Origin of the sequence: Streptomyces sp. NPDC059582 (assembly GCF_042735715.1) — a bacterium.
GTDB lineage: Bacteria > Actinomycetota > Actinomycetes > Streptomycetales > Streptomycetaceae > Streptomyces.
The window spans coordinates 14,853-31,019 of the sequence record NZ_JBHWCC010000063.1 but is presented as its reverse complement, the minus strand read 5'-3'; the positions used below and the strand labels follow the sequence as shown (position 1 = coordinate 31,019).

Sequence of the window (16,167 nt, the reverse complement as noted above, 5' to 3'; positions counted from 1 at the left end):
GCGGGGACGGCACCTCATCCCCCCATCCCCAGCAGGGCAGGGGCCGGTCGGGAACGGTGCCGAGCTGGGCGAGAGGGGTGATCGGTTCAGGGCCGGCGGCACATTCGTGGCGCCGGTTGTCCCCGAGATCGAAGGTGTAGCCGAACGCCTGGCCCGGCGCCAGGACGGCGCCGACCGGTGTGGTGTCCGCGTCCGGTGGCTGGTGACGGCACGGTCACGTGTTCACCCCGTTCACGGATCCTGCTGCCGTCATGCGTCGCGGTCGCGGTCGCGGTCGCGGTCGCGGTCGCGGTGGCGGGGGTGGGTGGCGTGAGGCGGGGTGTGGTGTTCGGCAGGGTCTGTTCTGGTGTGGTGGGGGGTGTCAGGTGTTGTGGTGCTGTTGTTCGGGTTGGGGGTGGGCCGGGGTGCCGGGCGGGGTGTTGGGTGGGGCGCCGGCAGGGGTGCGGGTCGGGGTGTTGGGTGGGGTGTGGGGGGTGGGGTGGGGGAGGACGTGGTGCCAGAAGTGGGTGAGGGTGGTGGGGGAGAGCCAGGTGGGGTCTTGGCGTGCGAGGACTTCGAAGCCGATGGTGGCGGCGGTGATGGAGGTGGTGAGGTCGTGGTGGGTGGTGTCGTTGGTGAGGAGGTGGTGGGTGGCGGCTTGGGTGAGGTGGCGGTGTATGCATTCCTGCCATTCGGTGCGCAGTTCGAGGTTTGTGTGGTGGGGGGTTTCGCAGTTGAGGCGGTAGCCGGCGCGGGCGACGACGTCGTGGCGCAGTTGTGCGGCGAGGGCGTGGGTGGTGGCGATGAGCTGTTGCAGGGCGTCCATGTGGGGCTGCCGGGCGGTTGCCGCGCTGTTGCGCAGGAGGATCGCGGCGCTGGTTTCGACGGTCGAGGCGAGTTCGGCTTTGTTGGTGAAGTGGAAGTGCAGGGCGCCGGTGCTGACGCCTGCGCTGGCGCTGATCTCGGCGAGGCTGGCCCGGTCGTAGCCGTGCTGCTCGAACGCCTGGGCCGCGGAGTGGATGAGCGACCGGCGGGTATGGGCGGCACGTTCCTGTTTCATTGCCGGGGGCTCCTCGGGACGACTGGTTGCACCACACAACCCCAAAATATAAAACCAGGACGCTGGTTCTGTATCATCTAACCTGCTGTAGTCGCCCCTGACCACTGCGCGACGGTGACCGCGTGACGTGCCCTGCGCCGGAGTTGTAAACCGCCGTACCGGTATGTTTCCATGGGCGGGGTCGCCTCCGGGTGCGTGCTCCCCGGCCGTATCTCCGGGCCGTGCGGCCGGTCGGGTGCCGCCGGCGTGCCGGCGCGGCTCACGCGGGGGGCGGCGGGAGGGGGCGGGCTCCCGCGTCGCGTTCTCGTGCCGGTGGGCGTGCACTCCTCCCGCTCGCCGTTTCTGATGATGGAAACGCTACGTTGCATTCATTGAGTACACAACAGAGCTGTTGCGCATGATTGCTGTCATTGCAGCTAGTTGCCGAGAAATCGTTGCAATGGTCTTGAGTCTAATGCAACAGTCCGCACCCGGTTCGTTGCAATGGATTGAGGGTGAACGCTATGCGTGAGGTGCCGGGGAGTACCGGGAGGACCGGGAGTACGGCGCTGCCGGCAGGGGGTGTCCCGGGGCGGAGCGCGGGTCTGCGGCCGGGTGCCCTCCGCGGGCCGGGCGCCCCCCGCGGGGCGGGCGGTACTTCGGGCGCAGGATGGGGAGGTCCGGGACGTCCCGCACCGGCTGACGGCGACCTCCCGCCCGCGGCCGGCATCCCGCGCGCCGTCGTCAGTGCTGCCGTTGCTGCCGAAGGCCGGCCTGCCGGGGAGGCGCCTGCTGGTGGAACGGCCGCCCGGGAGGCGGCGGTCGGGGAGACGCCTGCCGTCGTCAGTGCCGCCGTCGTGTCCCGTGCCGCCGTCACCGCCGAAGGCCGGCCTGCCGGGGAGGCGCCTGCTGGTGGAACGCCCGCCCGGGAGACGGCGGTCGGGGGGACGCCTGCCGTCGTCAGTGCCGCCGTCGTGTCCCGTGCCGCCGTTGCTGCCGAAGGCCGGCCCGCCGGGGAGGCGCCTGCTGGTGGAACGCCCGCCCGGGAGACGGCGGTCGGGGAGACGCCTGCCGTCGTCAGTGCCGCCGCCGTGACCCGTGCCGCCGTTGCTGCCGCCGAAGCTCGGCCCGCCGGTGGAACGCCCGCCGGGAAGGCGCCTGGCGGGGAGACGTGCGCCGGGGGGACGCCCGCCGTCGTCAGTGCTGCCGTTGTGTCCTGTGCCGCCGCTGCTGCCGAAGGCCCGCCCGCCGAAGGCCCGCCCGCCGGGGGGACGCCTGCCGGGGGGACGCCTGCTCGGGGGACGGCCGCCGGGGGGACGCCTGTCCGGGAGACGCCTGCCGGGCGGACGTCCGCTCGGGGGACGGCTGTCGGGGGGACGCGTGCCGCTGTCAGTGCTGCCGCTGTGTCCCGTGCCGCCGTCGCTGCCGAAGCCCGGCCCGCCGGTGGAATGCCTGCCGGGGAGACGCTTGCCGGGGGGACGGCTGCCGGGGGGATGCCTGCCGGTGGAACGCCCGCCCGGGAGGTGCCTGCTGGGGGCATGCCTGCCGGGGAGGTGCCTGGTGGGGGGATGTGTGCCGGGGAGGCGCCTGGTGGGGGGATGTCTGGTGGGGGGTGGGGTGTGGTGCCGGTGGGTGTGTTGGTGGCCGGTGATTCGCCGCGGCTGGGCGGGGAGGATGTGCGGCATGTGCGGTTGCTCGCCGGGCTGGGGGAGGTGCCGGCGCCGATCGTGGTGCACCGGGCGACGATGCGTGTGGTGGACGGGATGCACCGGTTGCGGGCGGCGCAGTTGCGCGGTGACGCGGTGATCGCGGTGGAGTATTTCGAGGGCGGTGAGGAGGACGTGTTCGCGCTGTCGGTGCGGCTGAACACGGCCGGCGGTGGGCTGCCGCTGACGCGTGAGGACCGGATGGCCGCGGCGCGGCGCCTGCTGGCATGCCATCCGTCCTGGTCGGACCGGCGGATCGCCGCCGATGCCGGGCTGTCCGCGGGTTCCGTCGCCGCCGTGCGCCGCCGCCAGGCCGGCCAGGGTGACGGGCAGGGTGACGGGCAGGGTGACGGGCAGTTGGGGTTCCGGGTGGGCCGGGACGGGCGGGTGCGGCCGCTGCACGCGGCCGAGGGGCGGCTGCGGGCGAGCCGGGTGATCGCCGCCAATCCCCGTGCCTCGCTGCGGGAGATCGCCGGGCGGGCGGGTATCGCCGCCGCCACCGCGAAGGACGTACGTGACCGGATGCGCCGCGGACTGGACCCGGTGCCCCCCGCGGGCAGGACGGCCCCCCGCGGTACAGCCCCCGCCCCCGCCCCCGCCCCGGCCCCGGTCCCGGCCCCCGCCCCGGCCCCGGTCCCGGCCCCGGTCCCGGCCCCCGCCCCGGTTCCGGGCCCGGCCGTGGCCGCGGCGGGCCTGTCCGGTGTGCGCGGCGCACGGCGCACCTCCCTGCCGGGTGTCGGGCAGGCCCTGTCCGGCATGCGCAAGGACCCCTCGCTGCGCACGGACGCGGGCCGGATGCTGCTGCACCTGCTGTCCGCCCACGCCATCGGCGACGACGCCCGCTGGGCGCGCCTGGCGCGCGGCGTGCCCGAACACCGCAAGGACACACTGGCGCAGGCCGCACGCCAATGCGCCGAACTCTGGCTGCGGTTCGCCCACGCCCTCGAGACACCCCGCGGGTGAGCGGCGCCCGCACCGGCACCGCCGGCGTGCACGGCACACCCGACCCGACCCGACCCGACACGACCCGACCCGAGCGGGCCCGGCCCGGCCTGACCTGACCTGACCTGACACGGTCCGACCTGGTCCGAGCCGGCCCGGCTCGGTGCGCCCCGGCACGGCCCGGCCTGACCTGGCCTGTTGGTATGCGCTTCTTCGGGCGCCGGCGCCCCAGCGTTTCGGGGCTCCGCTGACGTACCGGGCGGTTCTGGCTTGACCGGTAGGACAAGACGGTTCAGGCCGGGGTCAGGGGGGCCTGCGCCTCGCATCGTGCGGCGTGATCGGACCGGGGATGACGTCGTTCTGGACTGGCAAGCGGGTACGTTTGCGCGGTGTCGAGCCCGGGGACCGAACGGTGTTCGGTCGCCGGGCCCTCGGCATCGCGCCGAAAGCCGTCCCGGTCGGGCCACGTCAGAGGAGCTGGAGCACCTCGGCCAGCGCGCCCGGACGCTGGTCGACGGGCAGCGGGTCGACCAGGTGGACCCGGCACCCCAGCGTGGCGGCGCCGGCGTCCGCAACAGGCTCGTCTCCCACCATGAGTGCATCGCCGGGTGCCACTGCGAGCCTGTCGCACGCCATCTGGAAGATCCGGGGATCGGGCTTGTTCACCCCGCGCTCGAAGGAGAGGAAGTAGGCGTCCACGAGGGCATCGACACCGTGGTCGCGCAAGACAGGGCGTATGTCCCAGCCGATGTTGCTGACGACAGCGACCGGGATGCCTCGCGCGCGCAGGGCGCGGAGGGTTTCCCCGGTGTCGGGATAAGGCAGCCATGCCCCGGACACCTGGGAACGTTCATACAGGGCCTGGGCCAGGTCGGCCGCAGGCAGCTGCGCTTCCCGGGCAAGGGCTGTGAAGGCAGCCCGGTGCCGTTCGGCGGTCAGATCGCGCTCCCGCCACAGTGCCTCCAGGCGGGGCGGCACTGTGCGCGGAGGAACCCCTCCGGGCTGAGCCCCGAACTCCTCCAGCCGGCTGACGCACGCGTCGAGTTCACCCTCGGGCACGTCCAGACCGGCCTTCGCTGCCACCGTGCGCAGCCACTGCGCGGCCGATTCGATCCGGAAGAGGGTCCCGGAGAAATCGAACATCACACCCTTGATCATGCAGCCGATCCTGGCGGCGCCGGCGAGCCGGCCGCAAGCCCAGGACGGTCGAGATCGGCGACCCGGGCAGTCCACGTGGGGCCCAAACACCTTGCCGCAGGGGCGTGAATCACACCAGCACACGCCCCCTGCGGCCCGCCGCTGGGGCCAGAAACAACTCCAACTCCGTGCACTGGAGCCGAAACAAGTGCTCACAGACAGCCTGACCTGAACGCGGCCCGACGTGGCCCTCCGCGACGGGCCGGATTCGTTGCCCGTGCAGGCGGGTGTCCCGTCCGCCGCGCACCCCGGCCCCGGGCATGCCCGCGCCAGGCCCGGAGGGGCACCCGCCGCGCCGCCCTTGAGCGTGGCCGGGCGCACCGTGGAGCCCCTGCCGGCCCGTCGGAGGGTGACACTGCCCGGCCGCCCGGCCGCCCGGCCGCCCGGCCGCCCCGGCTGTCGTGCCGCAGGAGGCCCTCTTCGTGAAGTCCCTTGCGCGAGACGGCCGCTGCCCCCTCCGGGAAGCCCTGCGGGCGGGGCTCTTTTCGGTGCCGCGGCAGCGTGCCGCCCGGGCCCGGACGGAGGGCCAGCCCGCGCGCGGGCGGCCCCCTTTGGGCGGCCGCTGGCGGTCTGTCGCCGCGCCCCGGGAAGCCCTGCGGGCGAGGCCCCTTTTCGGTGCCGCGGCAGCCGCCGCCCGGGCCCGGGCGAACGGCCGGGCCCGCGGGCGGGCGGCCCCCTCCGGGCGGCCGGCCCTTCCGGGCGGGCTGTCGCCGGCCTGCCGTCGCGCCCCGGCCGCCGCGCCCCTGCCGCCGCGCTCCGGGAAGTCCTGCGGCGGGGCTCCTTCCCGGGGCGCGGCAGGCCTGTCGCCGGGGCCCGGGCGGCGGGCCTGCGGGTGCGCGGGCGGTGCGTGCGGGGGCGGTCGGCGGGTGGCCGGATCCGTTGTAAAGAAACCTGATTGCTGGTATTTTTTCGGCCGTGCGGAGGCACGACAGGGGGCCGGGTGCCCTGTTGGACCGGCCGGCGCGTCACGCCCGCACCCGAAGGAGACACCGCGACGCCCGGCCCTCGCGACGTGGGCTGCCGAGGAAACGGGGTTCGGATGATCACGCAAGAGGCGAGGACACGCAGCGAGGTGTTCGGGGAGGTGCAGCTCCTGCGCTGGCCCGCGCAGCGGGATCTGCGTGAGGAGTGCCGCTCGCGCGGAACGCCCCGGATCCTGGTGGTCGAAGCGGGTCTGGAGGCCCCGGTCTGCGACGACATCTACGAGGACTGGGTGCGTACTCCGGTCACCTCTCCCGATCTCAAGGCGCGTACCGACGCGCTGGTGCACCGCTACCGCCGCAACCGTGCGCCCCAGCTGGACGAGGACGGTGTGCTGCGTTTCGCGTCCCGGTCGGTGACGCTCTCGCCGATGCAGGCGGCGCTGCTGGCGCTGCTGGTGGCGCAGTTCGCCCAGGTCGTGCCGCGTGAGGCGCTTCGCTCCCGGCTCGGCCACGGGCAGGGATCGATGAGCCGTAACGCGCTCGACCTGCACATGATGCGTATCCGGCACCGGATCAACGCGCTGGGGCTGACGATCCGCACCGTGTGGGGCCGCGGCTACGTCCTGGACGCCGAGGCGGCCGCGGCGACGTCCTGACCCTTTTCGCCGGCCGCGGCGCACCGCCGTCCGGCCGTGTACCCGAGCGGCTCGTTGGACGCCTAGACGGAACTGATCGAGACGGGGGTCTCTGTGATGGTGAGTACCGGCGCCGAGAGCGCCACGACGGCCCTGCCGCAGCCCGCACCCCGGGCGGCGCGCACCACCCCGCCCCCGCAGCGCGGCCCGCACCGGGCGCGGCCCGAGCAGGTTTTGACCACGAGGGTGGGACTGCAGATCCCGGACGTGCTCTCCTTCGAGGAATGGGAACGGGCCGGACGCCAGCTGGCGGGCGTGGTGGACTCCTCCGCCTGGTGGCTGGGCGACTGGCTGACCTACGGCAAAGACCACTACGCCGACCGCTACCAGCACGGCATCCGCGGTGCCGGACTGCAGTACCAGACCCTGCGCAACTACGCCTGGGTGGCCCGCCGGTTCGACATGAGCAGGCGGCACGCGCGGCTGACCTTCCAGCACCACGCCGAGGTGGCCTCCCTGCCCGCCCAGGAGCAGGACCGGTGGCTGAGCAGGGCCGAGGAATCCTCGTGGACGACCAAGCAGCTGCGCACCGCGCTGCGCGAGGCCCGCGGCCCCGAGCCCGCGAAAGCCCCCGACGGCGCCGGACTGCGCCAGCTCGCCGTCCCGCGCGAGCGCTACGAACGCTGGCACCAGGCCGCCGAGCACAGCGGCGTCGCCATCGACGCCTGGGTGCTCGCCACCCTCGACTCGGCCGCCGAACTGGTCATCACCGCCGTCACCGTCACCGCACCCGCCGCCGTCACCGCGCCGCCCGCCGCCGTCGCACCGCCCGCACCCGCCGACCGGTCGCCCGCACCCGCCGACGGGCCGGCGCCCGCCACACCCTGACGCCACATCACCCACCCCCGCCCGACGCCGCATCACCCACCGCCCTGAGGCAACCCCGCACACCCCGCCCGCCCTCCCCGTACGGCGCGGGGCGTGGTGCGGGCGCGCCGTGGGCGCGCTGCGGACGGTGGACAGCGGACGGTGGACGGTGGTGGCGGGTGTGCCGGCACCGGTCGGGTGCCGGCACACCCGCGGTGCCGGTGCGGCCGCCCGGTCGGGGCGTGCCGCGTCGCAGCATGGGAGGCGAAGACCGTGCCAGGTAGGGCGTGGTCCTGCCGTGGCGTGCGAGGGGCAGGGGTGGCCCCGCCTTTTTCACGCGGCCGCTGGTACGGGACGGCTGGTGGGGTGGCTGGTGCGGGCTGTGAGGTGGCCGTGGAGGGTGAAGCCGGGGGCGGCTGCCTCCAGCCGTCCCAGTGGGATGTTGCCGGCCAGGAGGCGGCGGGCCGCCATGTGGTCGGCCGCCCGGTTGACGGACTCCACCGCGGTCAGTGCCCCGTTTCTGAACAGCAGGACGGAGAACGCGTCCGGGTCCTGGCCCAGGACGAGTTCGTCGTCGTGGCGGTGGCCCAGCCCCGCGATCTGCAGGGTCGTGGAGAACTGGGTGGACCACAGCCAGGGCAGGTCGTCGTACGTCCGGATGGTGCCGGTCAGCCGGTCGGCGACCAGCCGGGCGTGGCCGACGGCGTTCTGCACCGACTCGACGCGCAGCCGGGTCCCGGCACGCGGATGCGGGAAGAGCGCACAGTCACCGATGGCGGAGATGTGCGGATCGCTGGTCAGCAGCCAGGAATCGGTGACGATCCCGTCCTCGACCCGCAGTCCGGCCGCCTCGGCCGGTGCCGTGCACGGGGTGGCCCCCACACCGGCCAGCACCAGGTCGGCGGGCAGCCGGCGGCCGCCGGCCAGTTCCACCGCCGCCACCCGCCCCCCGCCCCCGTCGTGGAAGCGCACGATGTCCTGGCCGAAGAGGAGTCTGCTGCCGTGCGCCTCGTGCAGACGCGCGACATGTGCGGCCACCGGCGCCGAAGCGGTGCGGGCCAGGGGACGCCCGCGTGCTTCGAGGACCGTCACCTGGCATCCCGACTGCCGTGCCGCCGCCGCGAATTCGAGACCGACGAACCCGGCGCCGACGACGACCACCCGCCCAGCGCGGGCGAGTTGCGTCTTCAGTGCCGCCGCGTCGGCCAGGGTGCGCAGCGTGTGCACACCGCGCAGCCCGGCGCCGGGCACCGCCGGCGTCCTGGCCCGGGCCCCCGTCGCCATAACCAGATGGTCGTAGCCGTACACGCGCCCGTCACCGAGACGGACCCGGCGCGCGGCCCGCTCCAGCGCGACGACACTGCCCGTGACCCGCTCGATCGCACGGCGGGTGTAGAACGTCTCGGGCCGCAGCCACAGCTGCTCCTCGCCTACCTCACCCGTGAGGTAGGCCTTGGACAGCGGCGGCCGCTCGTACGCCAGGACGCCCTCGTCGCCGATGAGGGTGAGGGGACCCGCGTGGCCGCGCTCACGCAAGAACGCGGCGCTCTGGTAGCCGGCCTGCCCGGCCCCCACGATGACGATCCGGCCGCCCCGCTCCCGCCCGCCCGTCACAGCTGCTGCTCCGGAAGGCGCACGCGCAGACCGTCAAGGTCCTCGGTGACCTTGATCTGGCAGCTCAGGCGGCTGTCACGGGTGCGCGGACACGCCGTGAACTCCAGCATCATGTCCTCCTCGGAGTCCACCGCATCCAGCGCGGCGGGGGAGTCCGGGCCGACATAGACGTGACAGGTGGCGCACTGCACGTATCCGCCGCACTGGCCGGCGATGCCGTCGACGTCGTGCAAGAGCGCGCCACGCATGACGGTGGTGCCCACAGGAAGGTCGAGGGTTCGTTCGCTCTGGTCGGCGGCCACGTAGGTGATACGGGGCATGAGGTCTCCTCGGAGAGTTCGGCGAGCGTGCACAGGCACACGGGGCACGGCCCGGCCCCGGACATCCCGATCGTCACCGACCGCCTTAACTTCCCGGAAAACACGGTGATTTAACGCCCACGTCACGCCGGTACGGGCTCCACATGACGGACACGGCGCACCAGCGGGACGCGCCGGATCCGCGGGACGCCCCACGGATCCGCGGGACGCGGCGGATCCGCGGGGCGCGCCGGGCCATCACCCCCGCCGCTCCCATGGCCCCCAACTCCCATGGCCCCAACTCCCGTGGCCCCCAACTCTCCTGGCCCCCGGCTCCCATGACCGCCGGCTCCCGTCTTTGAGGACACTGCGCGCACCGGGGCGGTGCGCGGTCTGCGCCGGCCGCTCACAGGCCGCAGTCACCTTCACGCAGCAGTCCCGCGCGTGCTGCCGGCCGCCCGCCGGCCTGTGCAACGGGCGCCGGAACCCCGGCGTCGTGGAGGGCCATGTCAACAGGATCAAGATGCTCAAGCGGCAGATGTTCGGCCGCGCAGGCTTCGAACTCCTCCGCAAGCGCGTCCTCCTCGCTCAGTGATCGCATTGTCGGTGCCTGATGCGCAGATCCCCGCGAATCGACGAAGGGTGCAGCTCTTGCTGAGGGAGATCGTGCTTCACACCGCGAGTTGGTATCGGTGCCGGTCGGGGGCGGGGTAGACGCGCAGTCGTCCTCCACCTGCTCATCCCCGGGCTCGGTTCCGCGCCCGGCCCCGGCTGCTCGTTCCTCGGTGCCCCCGCAGCCGGGGGCACCGATGGATTCCACGGTGTGACCGCGCATAATCCGTTGCCTGGGCAGGTGGGGGCAGCCCACGATGCCCGGATGCGCTTCTCGATCAATATCCCGAACTTCGGCGACTTCGCCGACTCCCGTAACGTGGCAACCGTAGCGGCGGCGGCCGAGGAGTCCGGGTGGGACGGGCTCTTCGTCTGGGACCACGTCCATTACCGGGGGTACTCGGGGCGGCCCTTCGGGGACGCGTGGATGCTGCTGACGGCGGCCGCACTCGCGACGTCACGGATCCGGGTGGGGACGCTGCTCACTCCGGTAGCTCGTTATCGGCCGCAGCAACTCGCGCGGCAGGTGGCCACCTTGGACAACCTCAGCGGAGGCAGGGTCGTCTTCGCCGCGGGGCTGGGTGGGCCGGTCGAGGACGAGTACGGCAGCTTCGGCGACTCCACCGATCGGCGTGTGCTCGCCGAGCGACTGGACGAAGGGCTGGAGTTGTTGGGGCGGTTCTGGACGGGCGAGGCCGTCGACCATCACGGTCGGCACTACCAGGCGCGGAACGTGAGTCTGCAGCCCGCCACCGTGCAGCGGCCCCGGCCGCCGGTGTGGATCGGGGGATTCTGGCCGAACCGTCCGCCCATGCGACGGGCCGCGCGGTGGGACGGCGCGGTTCCTCTGTTCAAGAACGCCCTGCATGGATACCCGCCGGACCGCGAGGACGTGCGGGAGTTGATCACCTATGTGCGCGGTCATCGAGAAGGCGACACCCAGCGCCCCTTCGACCTCGTAGTCGGCGGCGCCACTCCGGCGGACTCTGCCAAGGCCAAGGATGTGATCGGCCCGCTGCGCGACGCGGGTGCCACCTGGTGGGACGAAAGGCAACTCGATCCCGGCCCCGATGTGGACTGCCTGGCTCCGGTGCTGCGGCGCATCGAGGCGGGGCCACCGGTACTCGATTAGGCGCCCCACACCAAGGCGCAGGTGCCGGCCTGCCAGGAGCCGGTGACAGAACTCAGGCACCTCTCCGCAGAAGAGCTACACCCAACTGGGCCCGTCCCGAAGAGCGGAAGCAATGGCGCACGAACCTCAACCGTCTTCGCACAGTGCTTGTCCCAGCGCCTCCCACCCTCGCGCTCTTCGATATCGAGCCATAACGCAGCGTTACTCGCCACAAGAAGTGGACCAGAGCCCGTTCTCGTGGACAGGGCCACCCCTGCGGGCTGGTGGCAGGCGAGCACGGCCTCACCTTCTACCGGGGTCCGGCTCCGCCTGCCGCACGCGTGAGCGAGCGTCGCCGTCAACCTGCCCGCCCTGCCGGCCCCGCCCGCCCCGGCTGCGCCGCCCGCCCCGCCCGCCGCGGCTGTGCCGGACGTCGCGCTCGTCCTCGGCGGGCGGGCGGTGTGCGGCTGGGTGAGGCGGCTGACGGGCGGTCATGTCCGCATGGGGCTTGGCACGTTGAATGCCCTGAGGTGTCTGTGCGGTCACAGCACCTCACGTGCTCGGGCACGGTCAGCCGAGTGGGTTCCAGTCGAACCAGCCTCGGGACGTGTCGTAGACGTTCGTGGGTTCGTCGCACGTCTGAGTTGTCGAGATCTGCAGGGCGACGGCGTCCGCGCGCGCCGCGTAGCCGTCCGCCGCGACCACCGAGAGCAGAACCGGCGTCAGCATGAGCACGGGAAGAACCCGTCCGCGGCGTCCGCGGCGTACACGGTGTAGGCGTGAGATGGCCAGGGCTGTCACGGACAGCACGAGGCCGGCCAGCAGGAGCCACCGGTTCACGCCCGCTTCCCGGTCGAGTCGTCCGGACAGCTCTGCAAGGTCATCGCAGAGGATGTACGTCTGCGGTCCGCCGAACAGCGACAGACAGCGTTCCAGTACTGCGGCCAGCACGATGAACACCCCCAGGGCCGGCAGCAGACTCGGCTCTCTCACCGGCGCCGGCGCCGGGGCCGGCCCCGCCCTGTCCTGGCGCGTGACTCCCATGGCCCCCCTGCCCTTCGACTGCCGGCGCAACATCCGGCCGGGCGCAGAGATTACCGCCCGTGCGAGCGGGGGTGCGGTTGCCCGAGTCGGTGAACGTGTGCGGTCAGAGCACTGGGCGGCGGCGGACCGGCGGCGGACACCGCATGGTCACCGCTTCCCTGATCTGCGGCCGCCTGGCTGTCCCTTGACGTAAATCTGCCCGTGGGAAACTCCCTCGGCTCACCGCGATCAGCGAAGCGGCCGGTGCGCGTCCGGACGGCGCACAGGGGGGAACCACGCATGAGACAGGCCCGCACGCAGGCGAACGCCGAGTCCGGGGCGGCGCGTGCCGGGCAGCTGTACCGGCTGGCGTATCTGCTCACCGCAGGCGACCCCCGCCTCGCCGAGGACCTGGTGCACGCAACCCTCGGCCGCCTGCACGGGCGGCGGGTGCGGGGGTGGCGGGCCGGCGATCCTGACAGGCACGCGCAGAGCGTCCTGACCCGCACCTGCCTCGCCCGCCGGCGCCCCGGCCCGGCCGCGCAGCCGGCCGACGCAGCGCCCGACGCGCCCGACGGCCCGGGCGCCGCCGGCACGCCGCTGCTGCAGGCGCTGGGGCGACTGCCCGCCGGCGAGCGGGCCGTGGCCGTTCTGATCTACGGGCAGCAGTGGTCCGTGAAGGACACCGCCGCCGCCCTGAAGATGCGCCCGGCCGACGTCCGCACACAGTGCGCGCGGGCTGTGGGCCGGCTGCGCGAGCTGCTCGGCGAAGACCCTGCCGAGCCCGGCGATCACGTCGAGCCCGGCGACCACGAGGACCACGGGGACCACGGGGACCACGAGGACCACGAGGACCACGGGGACCACGGCGACCACGGCGACCACGGCGACCACGGCGACCACGGCGACCACGGGGACCACGGGGACCACGGGGACCACGGGGACCACGGGGACCACGGGGACCACGGGGACCACGGGGACCACGGGGACCACGGGGACCACGGCGACCACGGCGACCACGGCGACCACGGGGACCATAGCGACCACGGGGACGACGGGGACCACAGCGACGACGGGGACCACGGGTTCGAAGGGTTCGAAAGGCGGCTCAGCCGCGCCCTGCATGAGATCGCCGCCGAGATAGGCGCCGGGCCGCCGGGGCTCGCCGCCGCGGGGGCGGCACGCGGACGCGTGCTGCTGCGGCGCACCGCCCTGGTGTCCGGGATCGCTGTCACCGGGCTGGTGGGGGCGCTGCTCGCGCCGTGGGCGGTCACCGCCGGCACCGCGCGGCACCCGGCCCCGGCACCGGCCGCGAACCCCACCTCCCGGGCCGACATGATCCGTACGCTCGAAAGCCTGCTGCCCGAAGGCGAGATCACCGACCGGCTCGGACGCGGGCTGGGCGAGGAGTTCGACCCGTACGCGCACGTCGTCTACGACGACGGCCGGGGACCGGCGGCCGTCAGCGTCGCTTTCGTCGCCTGGCTCGAACCGGGCGTTCAGGCCGAGCTGACCATCGGATGCCCCGGCAAGGACCCGCTCTGGTTCGACAGCTGCGTCGTCAGCCGGCTGCCCGACGGCTCACGGCTGCAGCTGTTCAAGGGATACGAGTATCCCGACCGGCGCACGGCCACCAGGCTGTGGTCGGCCTCCCTGCTCACCCCCGGCGGCCAGTACATCCGGGTCAGCGAGTGGAACTCCCCGGCCAACGACGGCTCTGCGCTCACCCGGGGTGAGCCGCCGCTGTCCGGCGAGGAGCTGAAGCACGTGGCCACGGCCCCGGCGTGGCGGCGGGTGGTGGGCGCCCTCCTCGAGGACCAGCGCCGGCGCACGCTCGTGCAGGAGCCGTGCCGGCTGCCCCCGCCGCCCGTGCAGAGGGTCCTGGACACCTTCGTGCGCCTGCTGCCCAAGGGCACCGAGGTCGTCGAGAAGGGCATCGACGGCGCGTACGCCGTCGTCGACGACGGCAAAGGCAAAAGCTACGTCCGCATCGACGTCCGGCACTGCACGGGTGTCGACGAGGACGTCAACACGCTCTACAACGGCTCCGAGCGGCTGCCCGACGGCACGATGATCGCCAGACGGCAGGGACCGGACGGCCGCGGCGTCACGGGACACCTGACGTGGACGGTCGACACCATGGGCGGCGGCGGTCTGCGCATCGTCATCAGCGCCTCCAACACGGCCGGCGAGGACGGTGCCGTCACCCGCCCGGCGCCCGCCCTGACGATGCAGCAGCTACGGGCGATCTCCCTCAGCCCGGCGTGGGACCCCTTGCGCTCATAGGCCCGCGCGGCCTGTGCGGGCCTCGGCACGCCGCAGGCCCGGCACTCACGCATGGTCGCGCCTGCGCACCGCTGCCGGCCCTCGACTCCCGCCGCCTGCAGCCGGGCCGGAAACCGATCTCAGCGGGTGGGGCGCCGCGGGGTGCTGGCCACCCCCGCCTGCCGGCCGCTGAGCGTGGCGTCCAGGGTCTCCTGGGCCGTGCGCATCGCCTCGGCGTACCTCGGCTCGGACATGCGCTGCCAGGCCGCATCCGGTGCGACGTGCTCGATGCGGCTCATCACCCACCAGATGTTGCCGAACGGGTCCCGCACCCTGCCCCCGCGATCCCCCCACGCACTGTCGGCAGCCTCGGTGACCACGCGTGCCCCGTGCGCGACAGCAGCAGCCATGGCGGCGTCCGCGTCCGGGACGTACACCCGCAGCAGGCAGGGCATCACCGGCCAGTCGGGCCGCCGGTCGAAGGCCAGCACGACCGTGTCGCCGACCCGGATCTCACCGTGACCGATGCTGCCGTCCTCGACCGGCACCCGGGCAAGCTCCTCGCCGCCGAACGCGGCGGTGATGAAATCGAGCAGTGCGCCGGTGTCGTCGGTGACCACCCACGGTGCAACGCTGGTGTAGCCCTCGGGTGCCGTCCGGCTCATCGCTGCCGTCCCCTTCCTGTGGTGCTTCGTGACGTGCCGACTGGTGCTTCGTGACGTGCCGACCCTAGGGATCATCTAGGACAGTTCCGGGCCTAGATACTCCCGGAATCAGCACGGCCCTCCGTCAGCGCCCTGGTCCCGGCCGCCTCTCTCTCCAGAACCTCGCACCGAGGAGGAGAACGGCTCACCGGTGGCGCCGGGAGCCGGAGTTGGACGGCTCGCCCTGTCACCCGCCGGCGCTGCCCGGGCGCGAGGTAGCGCCGGGCGGTGAACCGGGCCTCGACCGGGTTCGGCTGCCACCCGGCGGCAGGAACTCCGCCGCGCGACGGACACGGCGCCGGCTGCGGGCAGCCCCCGGCCCCGGCCTCCGCCTCCTCCCGCGCGCCACCACCCCAGCCGCGCCACCGGGTGCCCTGCCACCACCCCTGCCGCGCCCCCGCCTCTGCCCGTACCCGCGCCTGTTCCTGCGGGCCAGGGCGGACAGGGCGCAGGCGCCCGCCGCGGGCCCGTCATGGCGCTCTGTGCCTGCCACCCGCCGGGCGGCACAGCTCCTGCCACGCCACCGGGCCCCCGTCCCCGTCTCCGGCCGCAGGCCCTTCGGCCCCGTCCCCGGCCGCAAGCACCCCGGGCAAGGCCCCCCGGGCAAGGCCCTCGTTATCGGCGTCCCGGGCCTTCGTTATCGCCGGACGGGCCTTCGTTATCGCCGCGCCTGGCAGGCGAAGTAGATCCGATAACGGGCTGAAAGGGCCGGTCTTTAAGTTTTCTGTCAGACGCAAGGAAGCGCAGCTCAGAGGGATCTGAGCTCCACACAGACAGGAAACGAAGACAATGACGAAGAACCTGGGTGTCGCGGTGAAGTCGGTCTCCCTCACGCTGGTTTCCGCGGCGGCGATCCTCTCGGTGGTCGTCCCGGTGACGGCGCAGGTTTCCTCCCACTCGGTGACCGCGGCCGACGGTGTGGTCGTCGTGACGCCGGACGACCGCGGCGGCTGGTAGAAGAAAAGGCGCTCCGACGAAGGCCGTTACCGGCCCTGCACAGCACCCGGCACACCCGCTGCCACCCGCCACTTGCTCCCGCCGGCACAGCCGCGGCCACCCGCCGCCCGCTCCCGCCGGCGCAGCCGCTGCCGGCAGCGCACCCGCTGTCCTCAGGGCAGCCGCCCCTGCTCCGCCCGGTTCTTCCCGCAAGCAGCCGCAAGTCCGCGACGCAGTGACTGCCTCCGCCTCGCGACCCGGCCCGCGCCGCACCGGGTGTTCGAGAACCCTCTCCCCGCAAAAAGGGCCCTCGTC

13 protein-coding genes are annotated in these 16,167 nt (G+C 73.5%); 6 read left to right on the top strand and 7 right to left on the bottom strand.

What is annotated here, in order from left to right:
* Window positions 1–361: 361 nt before the first annotated feature.
* Window positions 362–1,039, bottom strand: a complete 678-nt coding sequence (locus ACFV0T_RS36205; protein ID WP_385788853.1) for a ScbR family autoregulator-binding transcription factor — start codon at window positions 1,037–1,039, stop codon at window positions 362–364.
* 1,607 nt (window positions 1,040–2,646) lie between these two features.
* Here ACFV0T_RS36205 and ACFV0T_RS36200 point away from each other — a divergent pair.
* On the top strand, window positions 2,647–3,687 hold the full coding sequence (locus ACFV0T_RS36200; protein WP_385788851.1) for a ParB/RepB/Spo0J family partition protein: 1,041 nt from the start codon (window positions 2,647–2,649) through the stop codon (window positions 3,685–3,687).
* A gap of 447 nt (window positions 3,688–4,134) precedes the next feature.
* On the opposite strand, the gene ACFV0T_RS36195 is transcribed toward ACFV0T_RS36200, so the two are convergent.
* Window positions 4,135–4,824 (bottom strand): HAD family hydrolase, encoded by a 690-nt coding sequence (locus ACFV0T_RS36195; RefSeq protein WP_385788850.1) that lies wholly within the window; start codon window positions 4,822–4,824, stop codon window positions 4,135–4,137.
* 1,078 nt (window positions 4,825–5,902) lie between these two features.
* Between ACFV0T_RS36195 and ACFV0T_RS36190 the strand changes: the two genes are divergently transcribed.
* Together ACFV0T_RS36190 and ACFV0T_RS36185 are read left to right on the top strand one after the other, a co-directional pair.
* Window positions 5,903–6,442, top strand: coding sequence for a winged helix-turn-helix domain-containing protein (locus ACFV0T_RS36190; protein ID WP_385788848.1), 540 nt, complete (start codon window positions 5,903–5,905; stop codon window positions 6,440–6,442).
* A 96-nt stretch (window positions 6,443–6,538) separates the two neighbouring features.
* Window positions 6,539–7,309 carry an LmbU family transcriptional regulator gene (locus ACFV0T_RS36185; RefSeq protein WP_385788847.1) on the top strand — a complete coding sequence of 257 codons (771 nt, stop codon included), beginning with the start codon at window positions 6,539–6,541 and terminating at the stop codon, window positions 7,307–7,309.
* A 312-nt stretch (window positions 7,310–7,621) separates the two neighbouring features.
* Here the strand turns inward: ACFV0T_RS36185 and ACFV0T_RS36180 are convergent, their stop codons facing one another.
* The 3 genes from ACFV0T_RS36180 to ACFV0T_RS36170 all read right to left on the bottom strand — a co-directional run bounded on the left by ACFV0T_RS36180 (window position 7,622) and on the right by ACFV0T_RS36170 (window position 9,802).
* Entirely contained in the window at window positions 7,622–8,902 is a 1,281-nt protein-coding gene (locus ACFV0T_RS36180; RefSeq protein ID WP_385788845.1) for an NAD(P)/FAD-dependent oxidoreductase, read from the bottom strand.
* Window positions 8,899–9,222 carry a 2Fe-2S iron-sulfur cluster-binding protein gene (locus ACFV0T_RS36175; protein WP_385788843.1) on the bottom strand — a complete coding sequence of 108 codons (324 nt, stop codon included), beginning with the start codon at window positions 9,220–9,222 and terminating at the stop codon, window positions 8,899–8,901. Before ACFV0T_RS36175 ends, ACFV0T_RS36180 begins: the two co-directional genes overlap by 4 nt.
* 385 nt (window positions 9,223–9,607) lie before the next feature.
* Window positions 9,608–9,802, bottom strand: coding sequence for a hypothetical protein (locus tag ACFV0T_RS36170; RefSeq protein ID WP_385788886.1), 195 nt, complete (start codon window positions 9,800–9,802; stop codon window positions 9,608–9,610).
* 276 nt (window positions 9,803–10,078) lie between these two features.
* Between ACFV0T_RS36170 and ACFV0T_RS36165 the strand changes: the two genes are divergently transcribed.
* Window positions 10,079–10,945: an LLM class flavin-dependent oxidoreductase gene (locus ACFV0T_RS36165; protein ID WP_385788842.1), complete on the top strand. Its 867-nt coding sequence runs from the start codon at window positions 10,079–10,081 to the stop codon at window positions 10,943–10,945.
* Between the two features lie 549 nt (window positions 10,946–11,494).
* Here the strand turns inward: ACFV0T_RS36165 and ACFV0T_RS36160 are convergent.
* The gene (locus ACFV0T_RS36160; RefSeq protein WP_385788840.1) at window positions 11,495–11,917 is read right to left on the bottom strand and encodes a hypothetical protein; all 423 of its coding nucleotides are present in this window, start codon (window positions 11,915–11,917) and stop codon (window positions 11,495–11,497) included.
* A 330-nt stretch (window positions 11,918–12,247) separates the two neighbouring features.
* Here ACFV0T_RS36160 and ACFV0T_RS36155 point away from each other — a divergent pair, with 330 nt between their 5' ends.
* Window positions 12,248–14,233 (top strand): hypothetical protein, encoded by a 1,986-nt coding sequence (locus ACFV0T_RS36155; RefSeq protein ID WP_385788838.1) that lies wholly within the window; start codon window positions 12,248–12,250, stop codon window positions 14,231–14,233.
* 119 nt (window positions 14,234–14,352) lie between these two features.
* Here the strand turns inward: ACFV0T_RS36155 and ACFV0T_RS36150 are convergent, their stop codons facing one another.
* The gene (locus ACFV0T_RS36150) at window positions 14,353–14,877 is read right to left on the bottom strand and encodes a VOC family protein (protein ID WP_385788836.1); all 525 of its coding nucleotides are present in this window, start codon (window positions 14,875–14,877) and stop codon (window positions 14,353–14,355) included.
* A gap of 828 nt (window positions 14,878–15,705) precedes the next feature.
* On the opposite strand from ACFV0T_RS36150, the gene ACFV0T_RS36145 reads away from it, so the two are divergent.
* A complete protein-coding gene (locus ACFV0T_RS36145) occupies window positions 15,706–15,873 on the top strand; it encodes a hypothetical protein (protein WP_385788834.1) in 168 nt (55 codons plus the stop codon).
* Window positions 15,874–16,167 lie beyond the last annotated feature (294 nt).